The sequence below is a fragment of the Vampirovibrionales bacterium genome, assembly GCA_016712355.1.
In the GTDB taxonomy this organism is placed as follows: Bacteria; Cyanobacteriota; Vampirovibrionia; order Vampirovibrionales; family Vampirovibrionaceae; genus JADJRF01.
On sequence record JADJRF010000001.1, the window covers coordinates 61736 to 84198 of the forward strand.

The 22463-nt window shown below is 62.5% G+C and carries 36 protein-coding genes; 33 read left to right on the forward strand and 3 right to left on the reverse strand.

Going from position 1 to position 22463, the window contains the following annotated elements:
* Positions 1–31 precede the first annotated feature (31 nt).
* From IPK79_00420 to IPK79_00490, 15 genes are all read left to right on the forward strand, one after another.
* Positions 32–268, forward strand: a complete 237-nt coding sequence (locus IPK79_00420; protein MBK8188897.1) for a hypothetical protein — start codon at positions 32–34, stop codon at positions 266–268.
* Complete coding sequence (locus tag IPK79_00425; protein ID MBK8188898.1) at positions 238–555, forward strand: hypothetical protein; 318 nt, start codon at positions 238–240, stop codon at positions 553–555. The genes IPK79_00420 and IPK79_00425 overlap by 31 nt, the downstream gene beginning before the upstream one ends.
* 1 nt (position 556) lies before the next feature.
* Positions 557–1114 (forward strand): hypothetical protein, encoded by a 558-nt coding sequence (locus tag IPK79_00430; GenBank protein MBK8188899.1) that lies wholly within the window; start codon positions 557–559, stop codon positions 1112–1114.
* Positions 1107–1952 (forward strand): Dam family site-specific DNA-(adenine-N6)-methyltransferase, encoded by an 846-nt coding sequence (locus IPK79_00435; GenBank protein MBK8188900.1) that lies wholly within the window; start codon positions 1107–1109, stop codon positions 1950–1952. Before IPK79_00430 ends, IPK79_00435 begins: the two co-directional genes overlap by 8 nt.
* The gene (locus tag IPK79_00440; GenBank protein ID MBK8188901.1) at positions 1949–2200 is read left to right on the forward strand and encodes a hypothetical protein; all 252 of its coding nucleotides are present in this window, start codon (positions 1949–1951) and stop codon (positions 2198–2200) included. The genes IPK79_00435 and IPK79_00440 overlap by 4 nt, the downstream gene beginning before the upstream one ends.
* Positions 2193–2819, forward strand: coding sequence for a hypothetical protein (locus IPK79_00445; protein ID MBK8188902.1), 627 nt, complete (start codon positions 2193–2195; stop codon positions 2817–2819). Before IPK79_00440 ends, IPK79_00445 begins: the two co-directional genes overlap by 8 nt.
* A gap of 4 nt (positions 2820–2823) precedes the next feature.
* Positions 2824–3852, forward strand: a complete 1029-nt coding sequence (locus IPK79_00450; GenBank protein MBK8188903.1) for an N-6 DNA methylase — start codon at positions 2824–2826, stop codon at positions 3850–3852.
* Positions 3853–4145: 293 nt separating this feature from the next.
* Positions 4146–4391, forward strand: a complete 246-nt coding sequence (locus tag IPK79_00455; protein MBK8188904.1) for a DUF3310 domain-containing protein — start codon at positions 4146–4148, stop codon at positions 4389–4391.
* Positions 4391–6193, forward strand: a complete 1803-nt coding sequence (locus IPK79_00460; protein MBK8188905.1) for a hypothetical protein — start codon at positions 4391–4393, stop codon at positions 6191–6193. Before IPK79_00455 ends, IPK79_00460 begins: the two co-directional genes overlap by 1 nt.
* The gene (locus tag IPK79_00465; GenBank protein MBK8188906.1) at positions 6190–6360 is read left to right on the forward strand and encodes a hypothetical protein; all 171 of its coding nucleotides are present in this window, start codon (positions 6190–6192) and stop codon (positions 6358–6360) included. The genes IPK79_00460 and IPK79_00465 overlap by 4 nt, the downstream gene beginning before the upstream one ends.
* Positions 6361–7019: 659 nt before the next feature.
* Positions 7020–7844 (forward strand): RNA ligase family protein, encoded by an 825-nt coding sequence (locus IPK79_00470; GenBank protein MBK8188907.1) that lies wholly within the window; start codon positions 7020–7022, stop codon positions 7842–7844.
* Positions 7828–8118, forward strand: a complete 291-nt coding sequence (locus IPK79_00475; GenBank protein ID MBK8188908.1) for a hypothetical protein — start codon at positions 7828–7830, stop codon at positions 8116–8118. The genes IPK79_00470 and IPK79_00475 overlap by 17 nt, the downstream gene beginning before the upstream one ends.
* The gene (locus IPK79_00480) at positions 8115–8354 is read left to right on the forward strand and encodes a hypothetical protein (protein MBK8188909.1); all 240 of its coding nucleotides are present in this window, start codon (positions 8115–8117) and stop codon (positions 8352–8354) included. The genes IPK79_00475 and IPK79_00480 overlap by 4 nt, the downstream gene beginning before the upstream one ends.
* Entirely contained in the window at positions 8351–8830 is a 480-nt protein-coding gene (locus IPK79_00485) for a hypothetical protein (protein MBK8188910.1), read from the forward strand. Before IPK79_00480 ends, IPK79_00485 begins: the two co-directional genes overlap by 4 nt.
* Positions 8831–8834: 4 nt before the next feature.
* On the forward strand, positions 8835–9341 hold the full coding sequence (locus tag IPK79_00490) for a hypothetical protein (protein MBK8188911.1): 507 nt from the start codon (positions 8835–8837) through the stop codon (positions 9339–9341).
* Positions 9342–9393: 52 nt separating this feature from the next.
* Here the strand turns inward: IPK79_00490 and IPK79_00495 are convergent, their stop codons facing one another.
* Genes IPK79_00495 through IPK79_00505 form a run of 3 tightly spaced genes read right to left on the reverse strand, consistent with a single transcriptional unit; the run spans position 9394 to position 10847 of the window.
* Positions 9394–10095: a hypothetical protein gene (locus tag IPK79_00495; protein MBK8188912.1), complete on the reverse strand. Its 702-nt coding sequence runs from the start codon at positions 10093–10095 to the stop codon at positions 9394–9396.
* A gap of 47 nt (positions 10096–10142) precedes the next feature.
* Positions 10143–10493, reverse strand: coding sequence for a hypothetical protein (locus IPK79_00500; protein ID MBK8188913.1), 351 nt, complete (start codon positions 10491–10493; stop codon positions 10143–10145).
* A 9-nt stretch (positions 10494–10502) separates the two neighbouring features.
* Entirely contained in the window at positions 10503–10847 is a 345-nt protein-coding gene (locus IPK79_00505) for a hypothetical protein (GenBank protein ID MBK8188914.1), read from the reverse strand.
* 219 nt (positions 10848–11066) lie between these two features.
* Here IPK79_00505 and IPK79_00510 point away from each other — a divergent pair, with 219 nt between their 5' ends.
* From IPK79_00510 to IPK79_00595, 18 genes are all read left to right on the forward strand, one after another.
* Positions 11067–11582 carry a hypothetical protein gene (locus tag IPK79_00510; GenBank protein ID MBK8188915.1) on the forward strand — a complete coding sequence of 172 codons (516 nt, stop codon included), beginning with the start codon at positions 11067–11069 and terminating at the stop codon, positions 11580–11582.
* Position 11583: 1 nt separating this feature from the next.
* Entirely contained in the window at positions 11584–11904 is a 321-nt protein-coding gene (locus tag IPK79_00515; GenBank protein MBK8188916.1) for a hypothetical protein, read from the forward strand.
* A gap of 209 nt (positions 11905–12113) precedes the next feature.
* The gene (locus IPK79_00520) at positions 12114–12395 is read left to right on the forward strand and encodes a hypothetical protein (protein ID MBK8188917.1); all 282 of its coding nucleotides are present in this window, start codon (positions 12114–12116) and stop codon (positions 12393–12395) included.
* A gap of 16 nt (positions 12396–12411) precedes the next feature.
* Positions 12412–13125 carry a hypothetical protein gene (locus IPK79_00525; GenBank protein MBK8188918.1) on the forward strand — a complete coding sequence of 238 codons (714 nt, stop codon included), beginning with the start codon at positions 12412–12414 and terminating at the stop codon, positions 13123–13125.
* Positions 13126–13246: 121 nt separating this feature from the next.
* Complete coding sequence (locus IPK79_00530) at positions 13247–13726, forward strand: hypothetical protein (protein MBK8188919.1); 480 nt, start codon at positions 13247–13249, stop codon at positions 13724–13726.
* A 10-nt stretch (positions 13727–13736) separates the two neighbouring features.
* On the forward strand, positions 13737–14846 hold the full coding sequence (locus IPK79_00535; GenBank protein ID MBK8188920.1) for a hypothetical protein: 1110 nt from the start codon (positions 13737–13739) through the stop codon (positions 14844–14846).
* An 8-nt stretch (positions 14847–14854) separates the two neighbouring features.
* A complete protein-coding gene (locus IPK79_00540) occupies positions 14855–16372 on the forward strand; it encodes a hypothetical protein (protein ID MBK8188921.1) in 1518 nt (505 codons plus the stop codon).
* A gap of 38 nt (positions 16373–16410) precedes the next feature.
* Positions 16411–16692, forward strand: a complete 282-nt coding sequence (locus IPK79_00545; GenBank protein MBK8188922.1) for a hypothetical protein — start codon at positions 16411–16413, stop codon at positions 16690–16692.
* Positions 16685–16900, forward strand: a complete 216-nt coding sequence (locus tag IPK79_00550) for a hypothetical protein (GenBank protein ID MBK8188923.1) — start codon at positions 16685–16687, stop codon at positions 16898–16900. Before IPK79_00545 ends, IPK79_00550 begins: the two co-directional genes overlap by 8 nt.
* Positions 16901–16903: 3 nt before the next feature.
* Positions 16904–17356 carry a hypothetical protein gene (locus tag IPK79_00555; protein ID MBK8188924.1) on the forward strand — a complete coding sequence of 151 codons (453 nt, stop codon included), beginning with the start codon at positions 16904–16906 and terminating at the stop codon, positions 17354–17356.
* 338 nt (positions 17357–17694) lie between these two features.
* Positions 17695–18387, forward strand: a complete 693-nt coding sequence (locus IPK79_00560) for a site-specific DNA-methyltransferase (GenBank protein MBK8188925.1) — start codon at positions 17695–17697, stop codon at positions 18385–18387.
* A gap of 220 nt (positions 18388–18607) precedes the next feature.
* Positions 18608–19780: a hypothetical protein gene (locus IPK79_00565; protein ID MBK8188926.1), complete on the forward strand. Its 1173-nt coding sequence runs from the start codon at positions 18608–18610 to the stop codon at positions 19778–19780.
* A 16-nt stretch (positions 19781–19796) separates the two neighbouring features.
* Positions 19797–20174, forward strand: coding sequence for a hypothetical protein (locus IPK79_00570; GenBank protein ID MBK8188927.1), 378 nt, complete (start codon positions 19797–19799; stop codon positions 20172–20174).
* A 1-nt stretch (position 20175) separates the two neighbouring features.
* Entirely contained in the window at positions 20176–20817 is a 642-nt protein-coding gene (locus tag IPK79_00575; GenBank protein ID MBK8188928.1) for a hypothetical protein, read from the forward strand.
* Entirely contained in the window at positions 20814–21383 is a 570-nt protein-coding gene (locus tag IPK79_00580; protein MBK8188929.1) for a hypothetical protein, read from the forward strand. Before IPK79_00575 ends, IPK79_00580 begins: the two co-directional genes overlap by 4 nt.
* A 10-nt stretch (positions 21384–21393) precedes the next feature.
* Positions 21394–21639: a hypothetical protein gene (locus IPK79_00585; protein ID MBK8188930.1), complete on the forward strand. Its 246-nt coding sequence runs from the start codon at positions 21394–21396 to the stop codon at positions 21637–21639.
* A gap of 46 nt (positions 21640–21685) precedes the next feature.
* A complete protein-coding gene (locus IPK79_00590; GenBank protein MBK8188931.1) occupies positions 21686–22054 on the forward strand; it encodes a hypothetical protein in 369 nt (122 codons plus the stop codon).
* 18 nt (positions 22055–22072) lie between these two features.
* Entirely contained in the window at positions 22073–22462 is a 390-nt protein-coding gene (locus tag IPK79_00595) for a hypothetical protein (protein ID MBK8188932.1), read from the forward strand.
* The last annotated feature ends 1 nt before the right edge of the window (position 22463 follow it).

Consider the following 22463-nt stretch of genomic DNA (forward strand, 5'->3'; position numbering starts at 1 on the left):
AGCTTTCTTAGAGTTTTCTTGGAGGTTTCACATGCCACAACACAGCGTTATCGTCCGAACCTATGCCAACTGTGTTATCACCGTCAGTCGATCCTGTGACGGACTGGGCGCGTTGTGCGCCCACGTGCTCGATGCTAGAACACACATGCACACGCCGGCTATCAATGCTACCAACTCCGAACAGGCGCTGGAACAGGCAATGGCGTTTGTCGATGCGCTGCCCGAAGAAGGGCGCACGTGGGCGCCGTCACTGCCCGTGCGGATTTGACGAATTATGCGCTACATGGTATTATTTTGATTAGTTCGGCAATGTTGGAAGGGAGTGACGCCATGTGGTGGTTCTACATCAACGCCGGCCAGCCGTGGGGATTGACCAAGACCCAGGTTGGCAAGCTGGTCAACCAGTACAACCTGCGTAGCAAAAGCATCGGCACGCGCTCTGCCGTGTACGGGCCGGAGTGGGTGCAACTGATGCGTAAGCTCGGCAAGCAGCCGGCAGATGCGGTCTATGCCCGCAACATTGCCGAGTTGCCTGCCGTTTTTTTTGGGGCGTAATATGCCTACAGGAATACAAAAGCGCCGAGATATTCATCGCAGCCCCTTTGCGGTGACAGTACCCTTCACCAAGCCCGAACAGGCTCTGATCGCGCGGCTGGCTGAGGAGCGGCAAGCGCCCAAAGAGAACCACGCTTCGGCGCGCGACAAGCGAATCATGTACCGCGACAACGTGGCGACGCACCTGATCGGACTGATGGGCGAGTACGCCGTCTCGAAGACGCTTGGCGTGCCTTTCGACCAGGAAGCCTACGTCGCCGGCGACTTGGAAAAGGACATGGTGATCTTCGGCGTGGGCGTCGAGATCAAGACGCTCCAGGGTTATCTGGCTTTTCGGGTGCTCGAAGACTTCGTGGCCGATGTCGCCGTGCTGGTGACGTACAAGGCCGGCGTCTTCGACCAGGTGACGATCCAGGGCTGGATCGACCGGGAGACTTTTGCGGCGTGCCATTTTCAAGACGACTTCGGGTACGGCGTGCGCCCCTGTATGCAGCCCAATCGTCTACATCCGATTTTTACCCTCAAGACATTTTGCGAGGTGCGAGCGAAACATGTCTGATGCAATCACGCCGGCGCTAAAGTGGCCCGGCTCCAAACGATGGTTGGTGGATCAACTGAGCGAACTCTACGTGCCCTACCGCAAGCGGTGGTTCGTGGATTTGTTCACAGGGTCAGGCGCGGCGGTGCTCGGCGTGCATCCAGACCGCGCCATCCTCAACGACGCCAACCCGCACGTGATGAACTTTCACAAGTGGGTGCGCATGGGGCTGTGCATCGACCACGACATGGCGCGTGGCGTCGATGGGCTGGTGGTGCCGTTGGTCAATGACCAGGACATCTACTACGCGCACCGAGAACGCTTCAACGCGCTGATCGACGCCGGCCAAGCCAACTCACAGGAAGCGGCGCTGCTGTTCTGGTACATGAATCGCACGGGCTACAACGGGCTGGTGCGGTTCAATCGCGGCGGGCATTTCAATACGCCCTTTGGCCGCTACGCCAAGCTGGACTACGCCGGCTATGCGGTGAAGTTTCACCAGATTGGGCGGGCGATGCAAACCTGGCGCCTGTTGAGCCGGGACTTCACGCTGGTGCCCGTCAAGCCCGGCGATTTTCTCTACGCCGATCCTCCCTACGACAACCAGGCCGGCGGCGGCTTTACCGGCTACGCGGCGGGCAGCTTTGCCTGGTACGACCAGGTGCGCCTGGCGGATTTTCTGGCAAAGCACGACGGGCCGGTCGTTGCCAGCAACGCTGCCACCGACCGGATTATCGACCTGTACCGCGAGCGCGGCTTCCAGGTCGAAACGGTCTCTGTGCGCCGCTCGATTTCTTGCAAGGGCAGCCGGCGCACGGCGGCGATGGAGATCATCGCCACGAAAGGGGTGCGAAAGTGATTCGCAGTCATCTACGCCCGCATGGGCATCCTACCGCACGCAAGGAGTTTGCACGCCTGCACGCACGGCGCCAGTGGGACGCGTTGCTGGCGTGGTGCGTGGACGCGGGGCACAACGTAGCGGCGCTGACGCCGGCGGTCGATGCCGATGCAAAGGCGATCCGGCGCCAGATAGCCAAGACGCGTCAGGCGTTGCGGCGGCGTGGCGTGGCTGTGCCGGTGATGCTGGAGAGCAATCTTGATGTGTAGACAACGCCGAAGCAGTACGGCGATAGCCCACCGTGAAAAAAAGTTGCAGCGGTCGAACGACTCATACGTCGTGGCGGCGGGGCGCATTGACCTGTCGTCCATAGAACCGGCCGAAAGTCCTTCGTTGGGCGCGTGGGGGCGGAATGCGGGAGACCGTCCCCGATTCAGTTTTCTGAGTTCCAGGTTGGGCTGCACTGACTGGACGCTGGTTGCCGTACTGCTCGTCTTTGCCTTGAGCCTGGGCACGCTCACTCGCGCCCAGGCTCAAGGCCATCTACTCGATTTACCGGACGCCCTGACGCTGCGCATGGCGCAGGTTGCCAAAGGCGAGGACGGCATCGACCCGGCGCAACCGGCGTGCGTGATGCGCAATCGCATCGTGGCCGGCTGGTCGCCGTGGAAAGTGCTCAATCACTTCTACGCTGCGCCGCACACAGTTAGCGCCGACGAACTGGCGCGTGTGCGCGCCGTGCTGCGCGATGGCGCCGGCTGCGACCCGGACGCCTACTTCCAGTGGTCAACCTCCGACGTGACGCGTGTGAAGCCGGCGGCGAGTGCCTGGCTTTACAGCGCCAACGGCAACCACTACTACCGGCGCGACGCGCTGAAACGAGGCTAACCGCGTGATCACCAAGCGCAAAGTCGCCATGCCGCCGCCGCGCCCTGGGCAGCACGGCGCCGAGATTATCAAGCGGCTGGAACGCAACGTCAACGGCAACCGCCGCGCGTGGCAGGTCTTCGCTGACTTTTGCGAGATTGCAGAGCGATGTCTGATCGACCAGCCAGCACACATCGAGAACGCTGCTGCCGGTTTGCCCGTTACGGAGAACGACGAGACGGTCGCCGTCTGGGAGAAGCTCTTTCAGTGGTACCCGAAGCACAGGGAAAATGACTGGCAGAACTTCACGGAGTGCTACATCCTGCTTGTGGACGCCGCCGACAACGCGCAGAAGATCGATTCTTCGTGGGACGTATTGGGCGAAGTTTTCATGGACTTTGGGGCGCCGAGCGCCTGGCACGGCCAGTTCTTCACGCCGTGGGTAGTCGCCAAGATGACCGCGCAGATAACCCACGACGACAGCCTGCTGCACACGCGCCTGCTCGAAGCGGCGCGGCGCGTCTCGAAAGCCGGCGGCGTGGACGGCGCGCTGCTCGACAGCATGGCGCTGCTGAGCCTGGGTGCGCCTGGGGAGAGTCTTCAAGCCAAACAGGGCGATTGGTTCAACCGCTGGTTTTTGCCGCGCGTGGCGCCCCACGTCGAGCCGGTGATGGTGTACGACTGCGCGTGCGGCAGCGGCGTCATGCTGATGGCAAGCGCCAGCCAACAGCCAACATGGGCGAATCAGTGGGGCTTGGTGCGCTACTACGGGCAGGACATCGACGCACAGTGCGTGCAGATGGCGCGCATCAACATGATGCTGCACGGGTTGAACGGATATGCGCTCAAGTGTGACCGCGCCCTGTTGCGCGGCAACTTGCGCAAGCAAGGGATCGACCCGGACGCGCTGGAAACGCTGCCCGTACTGGCGCCAATACAATCCGCCGAACATTCACCGATATTGCCGGCGGCGCACACAAACGGCGGGACGCCGGCGCGCATCGATGTCGAGGTCAACTGGGCGAACGCAGCGCAGTTGGGTTTGTTTGCGTGAGGTGTCACGTGCCAAGAACAATCACAGACTGGGTATTGGTGTTGGCCGGTACGGGGTTCGTGGTGTGGATGTTGTTTGTTTTTGCCGCTGCGTGGGTGCTTGGCGGCTGAGTACGGATTATCGAGAAGGAGGACTCGGTGAGCGAACAATTGGGAACACATTGGGAAAACTGTGCAACGGAAGGCGGCGAGGGGCATTACGCGTGCGCGGTGGCCGAGATCGAGCGATTGCGCGCGCAGTTGCAGGCGCAAGCTCCGCAGCCTGGCGCCGTCTCGGTGTTGGCGTCGGACATTGTGTTTGGCGACGCTCAACCTACCTACGAGTTCGTACAGCACCCGGCGCACTACAACAGCCACCCGGCCGGCATTGAGTGCATTACGGTCATCGAGCCGATGAGCTTCAATGTCGGCACGGCGATTAAACACTTGTGGCGCGCCGGCCTGAAGCCAGGCGCCGACCACGTGCAGGACTTGCGCAAGGCGATCACCTATATCGAGTTCGAGATTGCGCGCATCGAGCGCGGCAAGGCCGGCGGCTGATGACCGTGCGCCTCATTGCCGGCAGTGCGCACGACCTGAGCGCACTGCCGGATGGTTCGATCCATCTTGCTGCGTTTTCGCCGCCCTATCTAGGGCTGCGCAAGTACCACGGCGATCAGGGCGTTGCGTGGCCGGCGGTGACATACGCACCGATGGTCAATACGCCCGCCGTCACCGTGCCGGCGATGACCTGTCCGCTTGGCAACGAAGCAACCATCGAAGCATACATCGGTCATCTTGTGCTGGTGCAGCGCGAAGTGTGGCGCGTGCTGCGCGATGACGGTGTATGCTTTGTGAATTTGGGGGACAGCTACGCCAACGACGATAAGTGGGGCGGAACAACAAGCGGAAAACACACATTGGCTTTACACGGTGAGCCTGTAGGGAGAGTCCGCCGACATACCGGATTGAAACCCAAAGACTTGACGCTTGTGCCGGCGCGCTTTGCGTTGGCGATGCAGGCGGAGGGCTGGTATATCCGCAACGACATCATTTGGGCGAAAGGCGTCAGTTTCAACCCGGTTTACTCCGGCTCGACGCTCCCTATGTCGCGCACGGATGCCTTCACCCAGTCGCACGAGTACGTGTGGTTGCTTGCCAAGCAGGAACGCTATTTCTTCGACCTGTACGCCGTCAAGGAAGCGCCGGCCAGCTACACGCGTAAAGGCGGCGCCGCGCCCTACACGGCCAACGGCAGCACAACCAACGGCGTCGGCTCCAAAAGCCTGCATCAGATGAGCGTCGCCGGGCGCACGCCGCGCACGGTCTGGACGATCAACCCCACCGGCTATCGCGGTGCGCATTTTGCCGTGTGGCCGGAAGAATTGGTCGAGAAGTTAGTGCGCGTGGGCACTTCCGCCAAAGGCGTGTGTCCGACGTGCGGCGCGCCGTGGAAACGCGTCGTCCAGAAGCAGCCGGCATCCTCACGCACCGTCAACGGCAGCGGGCCGCACGGCGAGCACGGCTTCATCGGCTCCAGCCGCGTCGATGATCCGCTGGAGTACAGCACGTTCGGCTGGATTCCCACCTGCAACTGCTATTTTGGCGGCGATTATCGTCCCGACGATTTCGAGGTCGTGTGGTCGCCCACCGGCGAGCAGAGCGAAGACGATCCTTCTCTGGAGACCGGGCGCGCCGGCTGGAACCGCACGCGTGCCGGCAACGAAGGCCGGCACCCGATGACGCGTTACGAGCAGCGCCACTACGCTGACCAGTTGCGCAGATCGCCCCACCGCGCCGAGATGAAAACCGAAGCCGGCGCAGCCGCGTTCGCTCACTATTTGCGCACCGACCGTGCTGGCGCCCGCCCTGTGCCGGTTGCGCTTTTGGATCGTTGGATCGACGCCGGTTGGCTGACGCGTGTCGAGGTTCCTTTTCATGTGCCGGCGTTGCTGGATGATCCCGAACTGCCGGAAGACGCCATTGCGCCGGCGGTGTGCGCGCGGTGTGATGGCAGCGGCGTGGATGCGTTGCCGATGTTTGGCGACGCGCTGCCGTGCCCGGCGTGCGGCGGCCAGCCCGTAACCGGCGGCAACGATGCGTGGCGACGCTGGAGAGCGGAAGCCGACGAAGCGCAAGCGAACCGGCAATTGGTGCTTGACCGCATTGCGGCGCTTGGCAATCTACCGGTTGCGCCGGCGGTGGTGCTCGACGTGTTCTCCGGTTCCGGTACAACCGGCGCGGTGGCGACGCAGCTTGGGCGCGACTACATCGGCATCGACATCAACCCAGGTTATCACGCGTTGGCCGAGGAACGCATCGGCGCGACGCAGATCGATCTATTCGCAGGAGAAACACCGTGATTTGGTTCACCCCACCCCACATTTTGGAGATCGTCGCGCCGGTCGAGTTTGGCGCCGTCGTGCTCAATCCGCCCTTCACGACAAGCGAAGCCGGGACGCAATCCGCCGATCATTCGGCGGATAAAGACGCGCCGGCGGAAAGTGACGAGGAGATTGCCTGTGAGTAAGCGCGTCTTTCAGCCGATACCGGAACAGCAGTCGCGCTCGATGCAGAAGCGCATCCTGGCCGAAGCGCAGCGCGACGGCACGATGCATACGCTCTACTGGTATGTCGAGATTCGCCTGCCGATGCGCTGGCACGAGCACGGTCGCAACCTACTGCGACCGGCGTCTTTCCCGCATGAGTGGGTGCCGGTGATCCCGGTTGGCGACGATCCGAAGGACTCGGAACGCGCGGCGGTGGCGCTGCGCGATGCGTTTGCAAAGGACAATCCCGACCGGGGATTTTCGTTTAGCGTTTGCCTGACCGCCGCCGACATCCTCGACAGCAGCGGCGTGACATGGTACCGGTACGGGCTGGAGGAACCCTGGGGCGCCAGCAAGCCGGAACCGGTTTGGGACGCGGTGTGCCCCGTATGCGGCGCGGTGACGCGCGGCGAGCCGTGCGCGTGTCTGGTGGAAGCGGCGCCGCCGGCCATCGTTGCCGACAGCGCCGGCGTCTGGCACGTGTATGAGGCTGGCGCGGTTGTGTGCGGCGTCGAGACCGGGATGGGCGCGTTTGTGACGCCTGAGCGGGCAGCGTGGCCGGCGCTGGCGTTATGCGAGCAGTGTGTAGCGGCAAGCAGCGAACGTGTGCTTGCCTTGATCATCGGGAAAGGAATCAAGCATGTCGATCAAACCGTTGGGGCGCAAAGCCTACGGAAGCATTCCGCATCTACCTGGCAGCCGCACCGGGCCTGCCGATTGGTCGTGCCACGAAGGACAGGCGCGCATCTGCACCGTCACGCGTCGCGACGCCAGAGACGTGATCGTTGTGCAGCAGAAACTTGACGGGTCGTGCTGCGCCGTGGCGCGCATCGGTGACGAGATCGTCGCCTTGTCGCGCGCCGGCTATCGTGCCGAGACCTCGCCCTATATCCAGCACTGGGTCTTCGCCTGGTGGGTGGATCAGCGGGCGCGGCGCTTTCGTGAGTTTCTGGCGGATGGCGAGCGCGTGGTCGGTGAGTGGCTGGCGTTGGCGCACGGCACGCGATACGACTTGCCGCACGAACCGTTCGTGGTCTTCGACATCATGCGCGGCAGTGAGCGTGCGCCCTTCCTGGAAGTGATGGCGCGCTGTGCGTGGGGCGGCGGCGTGGGGCGTCCATTCACTATGCCGCAACTGATCAGCTACGGGCCGGCGGTGCATGTGGATGATGCCATGATGCGTCTGAGTGCGCGCCTGCACGGTGCGTCCGACAATATCGAGGGTATCGTCTATCGCGTTGAGTATGACGGCAAGGTCGATTTCCTTGCCAAGTACGTCGATCACGACAAGGTGGATGGCATTTACCTGCCAGAGATCAGCGGCAAGCCGGCGGTGTGGAACCGGTTCATGGGCACGCGTCTCAACGAGATGTTCGACCTGCCGATGATTACGGAGTGGGCGGCAGGACGGGCAAAAGCATTCATCCAAACAGAAAAGGAAACCGAAGATGGCAGCGATCTTTGATGTCGAGGAGTTCGAGCCGGTTGCACTCAGCCGGACAAGCAAGAAGCCCAAAGCGCCGGCTAAAGGCAAGGCCGCCAGCGCGCTGAAGACCTACAAGAAGAAGGTGGGCGCGTTCTACGCAAAGCGCCGCGCGTGGACGGCCAGCGCCAAGCGCACGGAGCTTGAGCGCATCGCCGCATTCTGCCTGCAAGAGCGCATCGACCTGGACGAGCAGCGCGACGGCATTGCGATCCTGCTCAAGCTCTACCGGACGAAAGCGGCGAGGCCGGCATGACGACAAACACACCTGCCGGCACTAAATGCACCTGGGAAAACTGCAATCGCCCCGCCTCGCATCCGCAAATAGAAAGCACGGGCGAACAGTGGGCGAATTTGTGCGACGAGCACACAGCAGAACTGGATGCGTCTGTCGATTCGCTCGATCCTGGGGACATGTTACGCACGTGGATTCTCGCCGCTGGCGGCGTCGATGCAATGATGCGTGCCATCACAAAGGAGTCGCCGGCATGAAGATGCACCTACGCTATCTCTGGTATGTGCTGCGCCACAAGTGGTACGTTTTCACGGAGTGCGTGCGCCTGGGCATCCCGTGGGCCGGCGTCACGCACGACTGGCAGAAGTTTACGCGCGCCGAGTGGCGCCCGTATGCGCTGACCTTCTACGGCGGGTATGAGCGTAAGGATCGCCCGGCCTGGCTGGTGACGGACTTCGAGCGCGCCTGGCGTCATCACCTACTCCACGGGCCGCATCACTGGGAGCACTGGATTATCAAAGCCGGCGACTTTTCCGAGTGCGCGGCAATGCCGAAGCGCTACGTGCGCGAGATGGTGGCCGATTGGTACGGCGCCGGCTGTGCGCGCAACGGCGCACCCAAAGGCGCGGATCGCTATGCAGAGGTGCGTGTTTGGTACAGCAAGCAAGGCGACCGCATTCGCCTTCACCCCGTCACGCGCTACCAGGTCGAGCACCTGATTGGACTGAGATGACCTGATGCCAACTACCGCCGAGCAAATCCGCCAACTGAAAGAACGCATCCGCGCAAACGGAGGACAGATCGTCGCCATCGACGGCGTGCCCTATCGGGACGGCGCGCCCCAAAGCGGTGAAAGATCACCGGATAAGCGCCAGCGCGCCAGGCGCACCACGCCGGCGGCGGGCAGCCCGCTGGAAGCGAAGTTCCTCGATACGTGGCGCGCGTTGTGCCCGGAGGTCGAGTTGGTGCGCGAGTATATGCCCGTGCCCGATGTTGCCAGATGGCGCGCCGACTTTGCGATTCCGGCGCTGCGCATCATGATCGAGGTGGATGGCGGCACGTGGGAGAAAGGCGTCAAGGGGCACGGCTATGGCGCTGGCGCGACGCGCGACGCCGTGAAGCAAAACGCCGCGGTGCTGGCCGGCTGGCGTGTCTTTCGCTTTACGACCGACATGCTGCACAAGCGCGCTATCGTCGCCAGCATCACGCCGATTATCGAGTTGGTGCGAAGCGAACTGGCGTAGAGGATTGCCAGCAAAGCAAGAAGCCCGGTCATGCGACCGGGCTTCTTTGTTGTTACTCGTTATGCGGGCGTCCCGGCCCGTCCGCTGGCTTGTGATCGACGGCCTCGACATCGGTCAACACCCAGGCGTTGCCGAGCTTGCGCCCGACGCCGTGCTTGGCGTGCAGGTACTTGACGTGCGCCTGTGCGCGGCGGATGCTGACGCCCCACTCAGCCGCGAGTTGAGGGATCGTGCGCAGATGAGCGTTGCGGTCTGCCGGCTCCACGGCATCGGCAAACGAGCGCGCCGCTCGAATTTCCGTGCCGAGTGTTTGGCCGTTGATCTTGCCGCCGGCATACGCCTGGTGCGCATCCTTGATGAAGCCTTCGGCGTCGCGGCGGGCGTCCCACTGCGTGTAGGGTTCGGGCAGTGGCAGCCCCTGCGCCCACCGGTCGAACGCTTCCGCCGGCGGCATGTTGGCAACGATGTCGATCAGGCGCCGGCACTGCGCCAGGTCTGCCCACTCAGCCAGTTCGCTTTCGGCGCCGGCTGGCGGGCCGACGAGCACCATGTTGAAGACGTGGACGGTGCCCTTGTCCGGTTCGCCCGGCATGGGCACGACGCGGGCGGCAAAGCCGCGTCCGGTCAACTCATCGGCGGCCATGTGCAGGCGCCGCAGGTAAATGGCAATTTCCAGGTCTTCGATCTGCCACCGCCCCAGGGCGGCGACAGTATCGATGTGCTTCTGAAAGACGATGATTGGTTGCGCTTCCATAGGTGATCCTTTCGCCGGGTTTAGCCGCCCGGCTCGGCGTTAAACGTCTAGTCGCTCATCCGGTCGTAGCAGTCCGGGCAGGAGGTGCCCAGGCTGGCGTTCATTACCTGCGCCGCCGGCACGCTGTGGCCGCACGAGCAGCGCACCAGCTTCACTGGCTGCGGCGTCCGCTTGCGACGGATGACGCCGTAGCCGTGGTCGTAGTAGTAGTTCGGTGACTCGCACCACCGAACCGTAGCGCCGCCGGCCAGCATGAATTCGATAGCCGGCACGGTTGTGTTGTTCATCGTCGCGGCTTTTTCGATGGCGGCGGCGAGCGTCTCGGCTGTCGCCGGTTTGAACGTCACGCCGAAACTGCCAACGTAGCCGTCAGTGATCTCAAACTCTGATGCGTTCATGTCCCCCTCCTAGACCAACCACTCAATGCTGTCGAACGCCGTTTCCGGTCGTTCGTAAAACCAGTACCCCTTCTCGGCGGCGTAAAACTTCACTTGCCAGCCACCGAAGCGACCGCGGTCACGCGCCGGGAAAACTTCCGCCACCCGCTCGCCGCCACGTACCAGGTAAGCGAGAACCGGGATGGCGCCGTCGAACTCCATGAATGCACGCGGGTTGTAGCCCGCCGCTTCGATCCGCTCATTCAGCCCGGCGGGGTTTTCCGAAGAACTGTACGGTTCCGCCGGCTGGTACCGGCCATTCATAGATTCCCACCGCATCGGCTTGCCCGTGATAGGGCAGACAAAAGATTCCATCCGATCCTCCTTTTACTTATTTATACGCAATTGCGTACAAATTCAGTATAGCACAGGTTTGCCCGCCTGAATCATACGATTACCCTACGAAATTATACGCTATTGCGTGCAATTGATTTTTATAGGTCGAATTTTAGTCAAATATGTTGACTGTATATGCATACAGTGATAATCTACGCGTATCGGCAATTCAATTTCCTCACGCAAAGGGGTGACACCATGACGAAGGAAGAATTTGAGGTGGTCGCGGAACTGGTCGCGCTGGCGCGGCGTCCGCTCGACACGGGTAGTTTCGACCGGCGCGGCATCGCCCAGTCGCTGCGTTTGATGCGCAAGCGCGGGTTGTCGGCGCCCCAGGCCGTTGCGGTGGTAGATCGGCTCAATCGGCGCGACGACCTGCCGATGTGGGAGCATCGGCCCCAGTTGCCCGACATGACGCCGGCTGAGCGGATGCAGTGCTTCGCCTGGTCGCGCTTCGGGTTAAACCGGCGAGAGCTCCTCGACGCGCTGCGCGATGGCAGCGTCTACACGGCGTTGCACGCGGCGTTCGACCCGGAGCACGAAGACGTGTTCCGCCTGGAGCGCATCCGGCGTGAAGGCCGGCGCTACACGATCACCGTGCAGCTTGTGCAGCGGAAGGACGGCCACTGGCGCAAGCGCGGTGCGCCGACGACGGAAGCCATCGCGTTCGAGCGCGTCCTGCGCGGCGCGCCAGTTCTCTACACACTGAGGTAATATGCGAGTACAGATCGATCTATCCGAGGCGCTGGCGAACTGGCTGGCGGATTACGGCGGCAACGTCGAAGCCGGCATCCTGGCCGCGGCGCGCGTCGCCGGCTTCACCGGATCGGTGCGCCACCCGATCACGGTGTCAGAGTGCATGTTGCGCGCGGCTGAGCAGTACGGCGTCGCCGTCGCACGCAACGTGATCACCACGGCGTGTCAGCGCCACGCACTGACGGCGCGCAAGAGCGGCGACACGTGGCTGGTTGACTCGACGGCGTTCGATGCATGGCTGGCGCGATACGTGGCGCGAGAAACGCATCTTTCGCGATGAAATAGATGTACAGTACAGCTATTTCAGTGTGCTGGCCGGCTGTACCGAGTGCGTAGGCGGCGACGTGGGTACAGCCGGCGCCACACTGGAGACGCCGGCTGTACAGTCCGGTACGGTACAGCCGGAAGCGCACAGAAAGGCGCGAAATGACGGTGTAGGCGCACTTTCGCGGTGTACCGCACTGTACTGAATTAGTAAAGGAAAAACAAATGGTTATCAAGTTAGGTTTGATTGCTAACCGGCATCCTTTGCCGGTTAGCGAGTATTTGATGGAGGCTGACGCTACCGAGCGGTACGGTTATCATCAGGGGTTGTACGATGAAATCATCCGCCGAACAGCGCGGTATGCCGGTGTCGATGTCCGTCTATATGCGACCGGCCTCACGATTGCGGCGATTGCGGCGGTCAAAGGTCTGGAGGCTGCTGGCTGCACGGTTGTGGTGATGAACTATGATCGTGAGTCTGACAGCTACATTGAAATTAGTTTGTAGGAGGAAGCGGATTTCTATGTACGCCGAGCACATCATCGGCTTGACGGCGAAAGAACAGGTGCGGCCTGATGACCCCGATCAGGTCGCATCTGTTTCTTCGCGTTACCAGGCAATTCGCGCCGCCGGCGCGCTGCGTCCGCGCGTCGAGGAAAAGCAGCTTGGCGAGGATGGCAGCCTGTTCGAGCTTGACAGGCTGGCCGGCGACAACCAGTATGTATTTCTGTCCTACGGTGCGCGCTACCGCGAGTACCGGACGCCGGCTATGTGCTATGGCTTTGTCTTCGACGCCGAGCAACTGGTCACGGAGTACGGCGCCATCGTCGGCGGCGACATGCTCAACCGCTACGAGCGCCTGCTGGAGCGATGCATTGCCGAAGTGGCCGCCACCTTGCCGCCGCTCGAAATGATCTCCGACGCCGAGCTTGCCGACTTTGCGGCGCTGGCTGGCGACGACCCCGACATGTTGGCTTACGTGCGCCAGCAATCGGTACACCGTGACAGCGACATCGACATGGCGATCCGCATTGGCGATATGTCGGAGCCGGGCGCACAGGAAGCGGTGACGCTTTTCCAGGCGCGCGTCGGTGCGCTTCAGCGGCGCCACCGCAAAGCCGGCCATGCGGCATTGGCGGCGCTGCGTGAAGGCGTCGAAATCCTCGTGCCCACCCAGTTGCCGATCTCGGCGGCAGTCGGCTTTATCGAAGCCGGCGTTTTCGTTCCCGCGCGCTAACCGACGAACGATCACCGAATTGAGCGTGATCGTTCGTTTTCCTATTTGACATTTGATACACTATGCGGTACAATTTTTGTGTATCAAAAAAAAAAATGGGTGACACCGAAAGGATCGAGCTATGAATACTCCGTTGACTTTTGGAAAACACAAGGGGATGACGCCAGGGGCGCTGAAGCGCATCGATCCTGACTACCTGTCGTGGGGGGCTGCCAATTTGCAGTCTCCCACGTGGCGCGCCGCGTTCCAGCAGGCGCTGGACACCATCACCGACGAGGACAAGGCGTGGGCGATGGTGCGCTCTGGCGGCGGCGAGATCGATTTCGAGGAGGCGCTGATCGTCGTGCGCGACGAGCGCCTGGAGGCTGAGGAGAATGACCGCAAGCTGGCCGCGTGCGAAGCGGCGCTGCGCGAGATCGCCGCGAAGTATGCGCCGATCTTCGGCAAGACGGTCGATCAAGTGGCCGGCGTCATCCACCGCCACGAAATGGGGTGGGAGGACGAGCCGGCGAAGTTTTTCAGCAGCACGGAAGCGTACAACAACTTCCGTGCCATGATGACCGAACACGATGCAGCCGTTTCCGCCATCTGGCGGGCATAGGGAGAAAAACATGATCGGGCAAGCATACTTCCAGGGGAAATACGTCGAAGACATGGCCGGCATGTACATGGCCGCCATCGTCGCCAAGCTCAACGGCATCGCCGTGGGTGCACCCGGCTACGGCAAGACCGACGTTGCCGAGTCGATGTGTCTCGACATCTTCGGAAACGGCGGGTTCGGCTTCTTCCGCATCGACCCATCCACGATGCCGGAGGAACTCAAGGGCGCCGTGGACATCGAGAAGCTCCTAAGCACAGACCCTGCCTTCCAGCGCAAGCTGAAGGGCAGCATGTTCGACGCCGACCTGCACGCCCACATCGTGGATGAGATCGGGCGCGGGTCTGGCGTCATCCTCAACATCCTTTTGCTGGCGCTCAACCGCAAAGACGTGACCGATCCGGCGCCAGTGCTCGCCACCTCCAACTTCATGCCCAAAGGCGTCGAGTTTGAGGCGCTGCTCGACCGCTTCGCACTTTGGAAGTGGGTGGCGCCTACGAACGACCTGGACACCGCCGCGATGGTGCGTGCGCAGCTTTTGGGTCTCGGTGGGCGGCTGCACGTCGAGATGGCGCTGCCGGCGCTGACCGACCTGCAAGACGTGTGGGCGGCGCGTCCTGGCGACAAGGCCGCCGACGCGATTGTCGATCTGATCGCCAGCCTGGAGACCGAGATCGCCAACGAGGGGTTGATGGCGAATCCCCGCCGGCGCACGGCCTGGTCGCGGTTGCTCTACCGCATGGGCGTCTTCGGCACCGGGCAGGCGGATTTCAGCGCACTGCCGAACGAAGCCGTCACCGCGCTGCGGTGGGCGTGGCCGGCCAAGACGGAAGCGGAAGCTACGACCTGGCAGACGCTGGTCGGCGGGCTGGTCGATCCGATCCAGACCTTGATCGACAATGCAATGGCGGAAGTGGCGAAAGCTGCCAACGCCGCCATCGAGGAACTGGAAGCCGGCCGCAAGCAGATTGCCGAGGCAGCCAACGCAGTCTCGCAAGCGGTGATGAAGTTCGAGCGCGACGCCCGCGCCCTGGGCGTCAACGACCCACGCGTCGATGAAGCGAAAGCGATCATGATGGCGTGGACGACCAATGTCGTGCGCAAGCAGCGCATCGAGCGATAGGAGCCGCTATGACTCAGGTATCCCTTCTACCCGCCAAGCCCGCCACCAAGTTCGGCGTCACCGACCGGGCATTTGGCCGGCTTGCCAAGATGGACGTAGCGCAAGCGCCAGCCAGCGTTGTCGAAAGCGACCTGGCCGGCGACACGTTTGCCACGGTCTACCGCGACGCGGCGACGCTGGAAGCAGCGCCCGACGGACGCGAAGTCAACAAGACTCTGCTCGACTGGATGCGCCAGTCCGGGCAGTGGAACGGGTTGATCGACACGGCGCGCGGCGATGTGATGGCGTCCTTGACCGCCAGCCAGGTGCTGTGGGAGTACCTGCGCACCGACGAGGCAACCAAGAGCGCGCTGGACGCGCAAGCGCAAGCGGACGCCGCCCGCGAGGAAGCCGACAATCTCAACAGCAGCGCACAGGCAGCCGACCACGCCGCGGATGCGCTGGAACAGTCCGGCAACCAGCCTGACGCCGATGCGCTGCGGCAACAGGCACAGGCACAACGCCAGCAGGCGCAGGAAGCCGCACAGCAGGCACAGGCGGCGCAGCAGGCAGCGAATGCCAGCGCCGAGAAAGCCGCCGGCTCCAAGATGACTTCGGCGCTGATGAGTTCGGCGGTTGCCGAAGCGCAGGACAAAGCCGAGGAGATGGTCGCAGTTGGCGCCGGCTTCGGGCGCGGCAAAGGCGAGGTGACGATGGGCAACATCGGACGGGCACAGGCTGCCATGCAGCACCTGTCCGACAAGGTGCGCCGCGTCGCCAAACTCGCCGGGCGTTTTCGCGGTGTGGGCTTCGAGGCGCGGCGTAACATGATCAAGCGCGGCGAGGAACCCGCCGACCTGGAGTACACGCAGGACTTCGGGCGGATGTTCCCGGCCGAGCTTGCGTTGCTGAGCCAGCACACGGCGCCGCTCAATCGCCTACGCGTGCTGCAATGGGCAGACGCGGGTCTGGCCGGCTGGAAGCTGGTCGAGCGCGAAAAAGAGCGCGGCCCGTTTGTGGGCGCGGTCGATGTGTCCGGCTCGATGACGACGAGCGACCGCCGCGCGTTCACGCGCGAGGAGATCGGCAAGGCGGTTGCCCTGGGCGTCGCGCAGGTTGCGCAAGCGGAGAATCGCCCGTACCGTTTATTCAGCTTTAGCAGCGGGAAAGATGCCCTGATCGAGTGCGACAGCACGCAGGGCTGGCCGGAACACCTGACCTGGGCGGATGCTGCGATGCACGGCGGCACCGACTTCGACATGGCGCTGGCGAACGCGCTGGCGCACCTCGACGCAATGGGCGACGATGGGCACCGCGCCGACTTGCTCTTTGTGAGCGATGGCGATGCAACGGTGGCGACAGCGACCGAAGATGCGTGGGCGGCGTTCAAGGCCAAGACCGGAGCGCGCCTGATCTATGTCGCCGTGGCCGGCGTGCGGCGCAGCTACGACCAGTTGGAACGGCTGGCCGACATGGTGATCGACGTGTCTGATCTGAGCGTGGAAGCCGGCGACGCGCTGGCGCAGGAAGTCAGTCTGTTGGTGTGATCTATATTCGGTGATCTTTCACCGCAAAAGGAGGGGACATGCAGAATCAGTACAAGGTCGTGCGTAGTAACGGTATCTATTTCGTCGTGCCGGCCAGCAAGGACATGGCCGGCACGCAGTTTGGCAAGCCAGGCGACAAAGCCGAGTGCTTACGCGTGGCCGAACGGCTGGCAACGATGTCGGCGCGCAAGGCGAACGGCGGCAAGAAGGGCGCACACATTGTCGAGCGGATTGGCGACAGCTTTTCGGTGATGGAAGCTGATGTCGTCAACGATGTCGATCTGGAGCCTGACGAGTACCAGGACGACGAAGATGAGTGAGCTAACACAGCGCGTGCGGTACGTCTGGGCGATGCCGGCGCCGATCCGCATCAAATCGACCGGGCAGACCGGCAAGTTGTCGATGATCGCCTATGGCGCCCTGGTCACGGAACAGGGCGCCGATGACATCCTGTGGGTCAAGCTCGACAGCACAGGCGAGCTTGTGAAGGTGTACGGCGTCGATGCCGAGCGCATCGGGGAGGGGTAGCGAATGCCTGAGTACACGTTTCCTGTCGCCTACCTGATTGACGAAGAACTGGACAGCCGGTTTGCCGGCAAGGAAGGCGATTTGGCGTGGCTGCGCCAGCATCTGCGCGATGCTTCGTGCGTCGTCTTCAACGCCCCGCGCCCGCTGCGGTACGAGTACAGCGACAGCAGCGACGAGTGCGGCCGGCAGATACCTGGATTGCCGACCGGTTTCTTTGCGGCGGCGGTGTGGCCTATGCGCGACGCGTGGAATGCCCGCTGCGTCAAAAGCAACCACGAAGACAAGGCTTGCGTGCTGCGCCTGGTAACGCAAGCGCAGGCAAGGCAGATGGTCATTGACGATCTGCCCGATAAATACCGGGAGACCTGGCTGGCAAACGGGCTGGTCGATGCGCATTGGCGGGCGTCGTTTGCCAATCGGTTCGGCGGTACGGAAACTGACGTGGTGACGCCGTGAAGACCCCCAAGACGCACTACATCGCACCATCGACGCCGCGCGTCCCCGGCGCTATCCACCACTGCGCGTGTGGGCAAGACGCGCGTTACGTGCCGGCGACAGAAGACGCCGCGCAAGTCACGTGCGGCGCGTGTGCGCGTGTCCTCGACAGCAAGCACGCCCGCACCAAGACCAGCGCGTTTGGCGTGAGCCGGCGGGAACGGCACGACGCGTCTGCGTTCTACGGGCGCGCCATTTACGGCGACGCCGCGCCGAGCACGCCGCAAAACGGCGTGGAAGCCCCAGAAACGGCGCTGGAGGGCTGGATCGATAAAGTATACCTCGATGACGCTCGACGCATGACGGCGACCCCACAGGGCGGCGTAGCGTTGGCGTTTACGTCGCCGCCGTACAACGTCGGCAAAGAGTACGACGCCGATCTGTCGTTTGACGACTATCGCCAGTTGCTGCGCGATGTGGCCGCCGAGGTGTACCGTGTGTTGATGCCGGGCGGTCGCTATGTGGTCAACGTCGCCAACCTGGGACGTAAGCCTTACATCCCTTTGCACGCGATGATCTGGCAGGACATGCAGGCGACGGGCTGGCTGCCGATGGGTGAGATCATCTGGCGGAAGGCGAAGGGCGCCGGCGGTAGTTGTGCGTGGGGAAGCTGGCGCAGCGCACGCGCCCCGCGCTTGCGCGACGTACATGAATACCTGCTCGTCTTTGCCAAAGAGCAGTACGGGCGCGCCGCCAAAGGCGTGTCGGACATCGGGCGCGACGAGTTTATGAACTCTACGCTGTCAGTCTGGGAGATCGCGCCGGAGTCGGCCAGGCGCGTCGGGCACCCGGCGCCGTTTCCGCTGGCGCTGGCTGAGCGGGTGATTCGGCTCTACAGCTATCGCGGCGATGTCGTGCTTGACCCGTTTGCCGGCAGCGGCACGACCCTGGTCGCCGCCAAGCGCACAGGCCGGCACTACGTCGGCTACGACATCATGCCGGAATATGTGGCGCTGGCAGAAAGTCGCCTCAATCGCACAACTGTGCTATAATCACGGCGTGCGTATCCCTTCTTACATCCTTCCTTCCTCACCCTCTTTCCTCTAGCCCGGCCCGAATACCAGCGGGCCGGGCTGCTTTTATGCCTGTAGTCCTTTTTTTATTCCGGTGATCATTCTGCAATTACAATTGACATTTTTTAGGCTATGTGGTATTATTTTCTCTGGCAATGTGGATCGTTTGGGGGTGACGCCCCAGGAAGGATAGATCGCGATGGCAGACATTCTAGCAGTCGAGGACGAGCAAGTCTCTGAGCGTGAAAGCGACTTGCTCGAACGCTACGTCGTGTTGATTGAGTGGTCTGATGGCCGGCGCGTGGACGGCAAGAGCGTCCAGCCGCCCACCAAGTGGTACCGGATGCTGCATAAGTTCGGCATCCGCGTGCGCACAGAAGACGAAGCCGCCGAGAACGTGGTTGAAAGCCGGCTGGACGCCAAGAAATCGACCGTGATCGTCCAGGAAGGGGCGATCATCACGTTTAGCTACTCGCTGGCGCGCCTGATCGCGGCGCGCTTGATGCGCGGCATCGAGGTCGAGAAGCACCAGTACGAGGAGGTCAACGGAAAGCGGCGGATCGTCGCCGTGACGAAGGAGACGATCCGCCCGGCGCTGGTGCTCTTTGGCCGGCTCGACCTGGAGAAGAATTTTGAGCCTTCGTTGTCGGACATCCGCGCGCTGGAGCACATCGAGCATGTGCATGGCAAGCGCGGGCGGAAGGCGACGCCCTCGGATTGGGCCGTCACCTGCTACGAGTGCATGGCGACGCACAACGTGCAGGAGAGCGCGCCCACGTCGTGTCCGGTCTGCAACGGCGTGCAGATCGAATATCAGCCCGGTTCGGTGCAGACCTTCCGGGACGATCCAGAAGTCTCCCCGCTGTACTTCTGGCTGCGGACGCGCTTTGCGTCCGGCGCGTTTCAATTCCCATTGATGGCCGACGGCGGCGCGCACGCATCGCCTGACTACAGGATTTCCGCCGACTGGCAGCGGGAGGTGGCGTTTACGTTCCTCGATTCGCCGCTGGTCGCGCAGATGGAAGCGTTGCACTTGAGCCGGGAAACGCAGTTGGCGTTCCTGGACGCGGCCTACACGGTGCGCAGCGTCTGGAGTGACAAGCGCCGCATGAATGCGCGCTTGGAGGCCGTGACGGCCTTCCTCGTCGCCAACAATGACCCGGCAGCGTTGCTGGAAATCTCCATGTCGGAGATGCCGCAGCCCGACCTGTTCGACCTAGCCGGCATGACCGGCAAAGATCAGGCGGCGGCGCTGATGGTGGCGTTCCTGGCGCGGCAGCACGGCGGCGCCGGCGAGGATGGCGTTGTCGTGGAGGTGCCGGCGGTCAAGACGCCCGGCAAGGCGGTCTCGATTCGCAAGTCGATTGTGTAGTGAAAGGAAACGAACCGTGAGAATCCCGTCTGATGAACCTGGCGCGAAGGCAAAGGTCAAGGCGTCCGTTGAGCGGTTGGTGGAAATGCTTAACGCGCTCAACATCTCGATTGCCGGCACGCCGGCTGCGTTTACTGTTGAGTACCTGTATTGGTATTGGTTTCAACCCAGGGTGTTACTGGTCGTAGGTAGCATCAAGTACGAGGTGCTTCTCTTGAGCTTCACGCAAGCGTCGGTGCTCGTAAAGTGCATGTCGCCATACTCGGCGAAGTACTTCCGCTTGGTGGAATGGGCGACGCCGGAAGAACGGATTTTCGACTGGCTTCAACCGGCGCTCACGGTGACGATGGCAAGCGTCGAGCGGTCGTATCGAGTGTATCTGGAGGGAAAATAAAGTGGATGAAATCAGGAAAGTAACAGGGGAACAGGCGGCGCAGCGCGCTATCCTGTCGCAAATCGAAGATGAGATCAAGCGGCGCGGCGGCCCGCCATCCTACAAGGGCGTGCCGCTTAGCCGGCGGTACATTTTTGACTCAGGCGTCGGCGCGGCGCGGTTGTACTTTGTGGATTGCGAGGAAGGCGCCGAGCTTTATCTGGAAGTGTACGAGTCGGCAGAGCCGGATACTGTCGTGGCGCGGGCGCTCGACCCGGCAGACAAAAAGACGAGCCGGCGTTTCTATGGCAGCAAAGCATCGATGGTGATTCAGCCAATTGTCGATTACCTGTTTGGCGTCGCGGAGAACCGCGTGCGCCAGCGGGAGATTAACGACGCGTACCGCGCCGGCCGGGAAGCGATGGCGGTGAAAACGCGCGCATACGCATGGGATCACATGGACACGGCAAAGGTGCGCCATGATGTGCTGGAAATCGATCTCGGTGAAGGCGCGACAGCGCGCATGGAGTTTTATCTTCAGGAGATGGCGCCGATGTACAAGGCGTCGCTGACCTTCCTGACGCCGACAGACGCCGGCATCGACGCCGTGATCGAGCGCCTGCATACGTTGGCGAGACTCAGCAGGCAGGGGAGCACGTTGTGAGAGCGATCCGCACCGAAGCGCAACTGCGCGCCGAGATCGAGCGACTGGAGAAGAAGATCGCACGCCTGACGCCCAGAGCCGACAGGGAAGACGAGCTTGCCTATCATTTCACGCACGGCGTCGGCAACATGACGGCAGGGCAAGCCGGGCGCCGGCAACGCAGCCACGACGCACAGCGCAAGGCCATTGGGGATCGGTTGCGGGCACAGAAAGACCTGGCCTACCTGCGCAATCGGCTGGCAAACTTCGAGGCCGGCGAGTGCCATGCGGACGGCCAGCCACGCGCCGACGCGCCGAGCCGACAGGTGCGTAAGCGCGTCACCGACGTGTACGCGGCGTACATCCGCGCGCACGTGAAGAAGGGCGATACTGTCGAGTTCATGCCTAACCCGCAAAGAACTGTCGTGCGCCGGCTGAATCCGAAAACGGTGACGCTGGAGCCGCACGGCACGACTTGGAGCTACACCGACATTCGCCCCTACAAGCCGGACGGATCGCAGTACAGCGACCGCGAGATCGGGCAAGCGGTCGCAGCGTGGGCAAGGGCGGAAGGCATTTCGATCTAGGGGAGGCGCGATGTACCAAGTCAGAGTGCAGATCATGCAGGACGAGCGGGCGGTGACGGCGCCGGTCGATCTTCACGACGCCAAGAGCTTTCAGGATGCGATGGCGTTCCTGAGCGCGCTCATCAAGATTGCCGGCGTGGATACGTGGTACGGCAATCCGCAACTGGAAGCCCTACGCATCCAGCCGCTGGAGTTGCCGGCGGAAGCGCGGGCAATGGCCGACGAGATCATTGCCCACTTGGGGCTGAACCGGTAGTTTTTTTTGAGTCGAGTATTTCTGTAGGCATAAAAGGGGTGACAGTATGTGCGAAGGAATTGACAGAGTGCAGGAACTCAAACGCCGCCTGGCGTTCTTGGAGAGTGGCGGTGGTAAATCGGAAGCGGTGCTCGATCAGGCGTTTGGCATCTACAACGAAGCCGCCGGCTACATCAAGGCGCTGGAAGAAGTGCAGGCCGGCGTCAAGGGCATGGTCGAAGAAATCTTTGCTGAGCTTCTGATCAGCAAGTTTGACGCGCCGAGCGGCAAAGCGGCAGTACGCGCTAGCTACAGCCGCGTCGCCTACGACACGAATGGTCTCGACGCACTGGCGCAGAGCAACCCGGTGATCGGACTGGCGTTGGAACCGTACCGCAAAGTTACCGAAGTGCCGGGTACGCTTCAGATTCGATAGGGGAGGTGCAAAGTGGGATTGACAACATCGCACGAATGCTGGAGTGGGTCATACGGTGCGTTTCGTCGCTGGCGCAACGCACTGGCGGCAGCAGCCGGATACCAGATCGGATTGTACGAAGACGGAAATCCAATTCCGGTTCTGGACTGGGACAGCCTGCCCGATGGGGTGTTGGCGGGCGAATGGCCGGCGACGCCGGATGATCCGCTGCTCGTCCTGCTTGCTCACTCTGACTGTGAGGGCTGGATCAGATCGGCGCAGGCGGCGCCGTTGGCAGACCGACTTGCGGAGTTGATCGAGAAATTGCCGCCCGATACGGCGGATGCGATCTGGCGACGCCGAACCGAAGAATTTGTCGCCGGCCTACGCAAAGCGGCGGAAGCCGGCGAGGACGTGGAGTTTTTCTAAG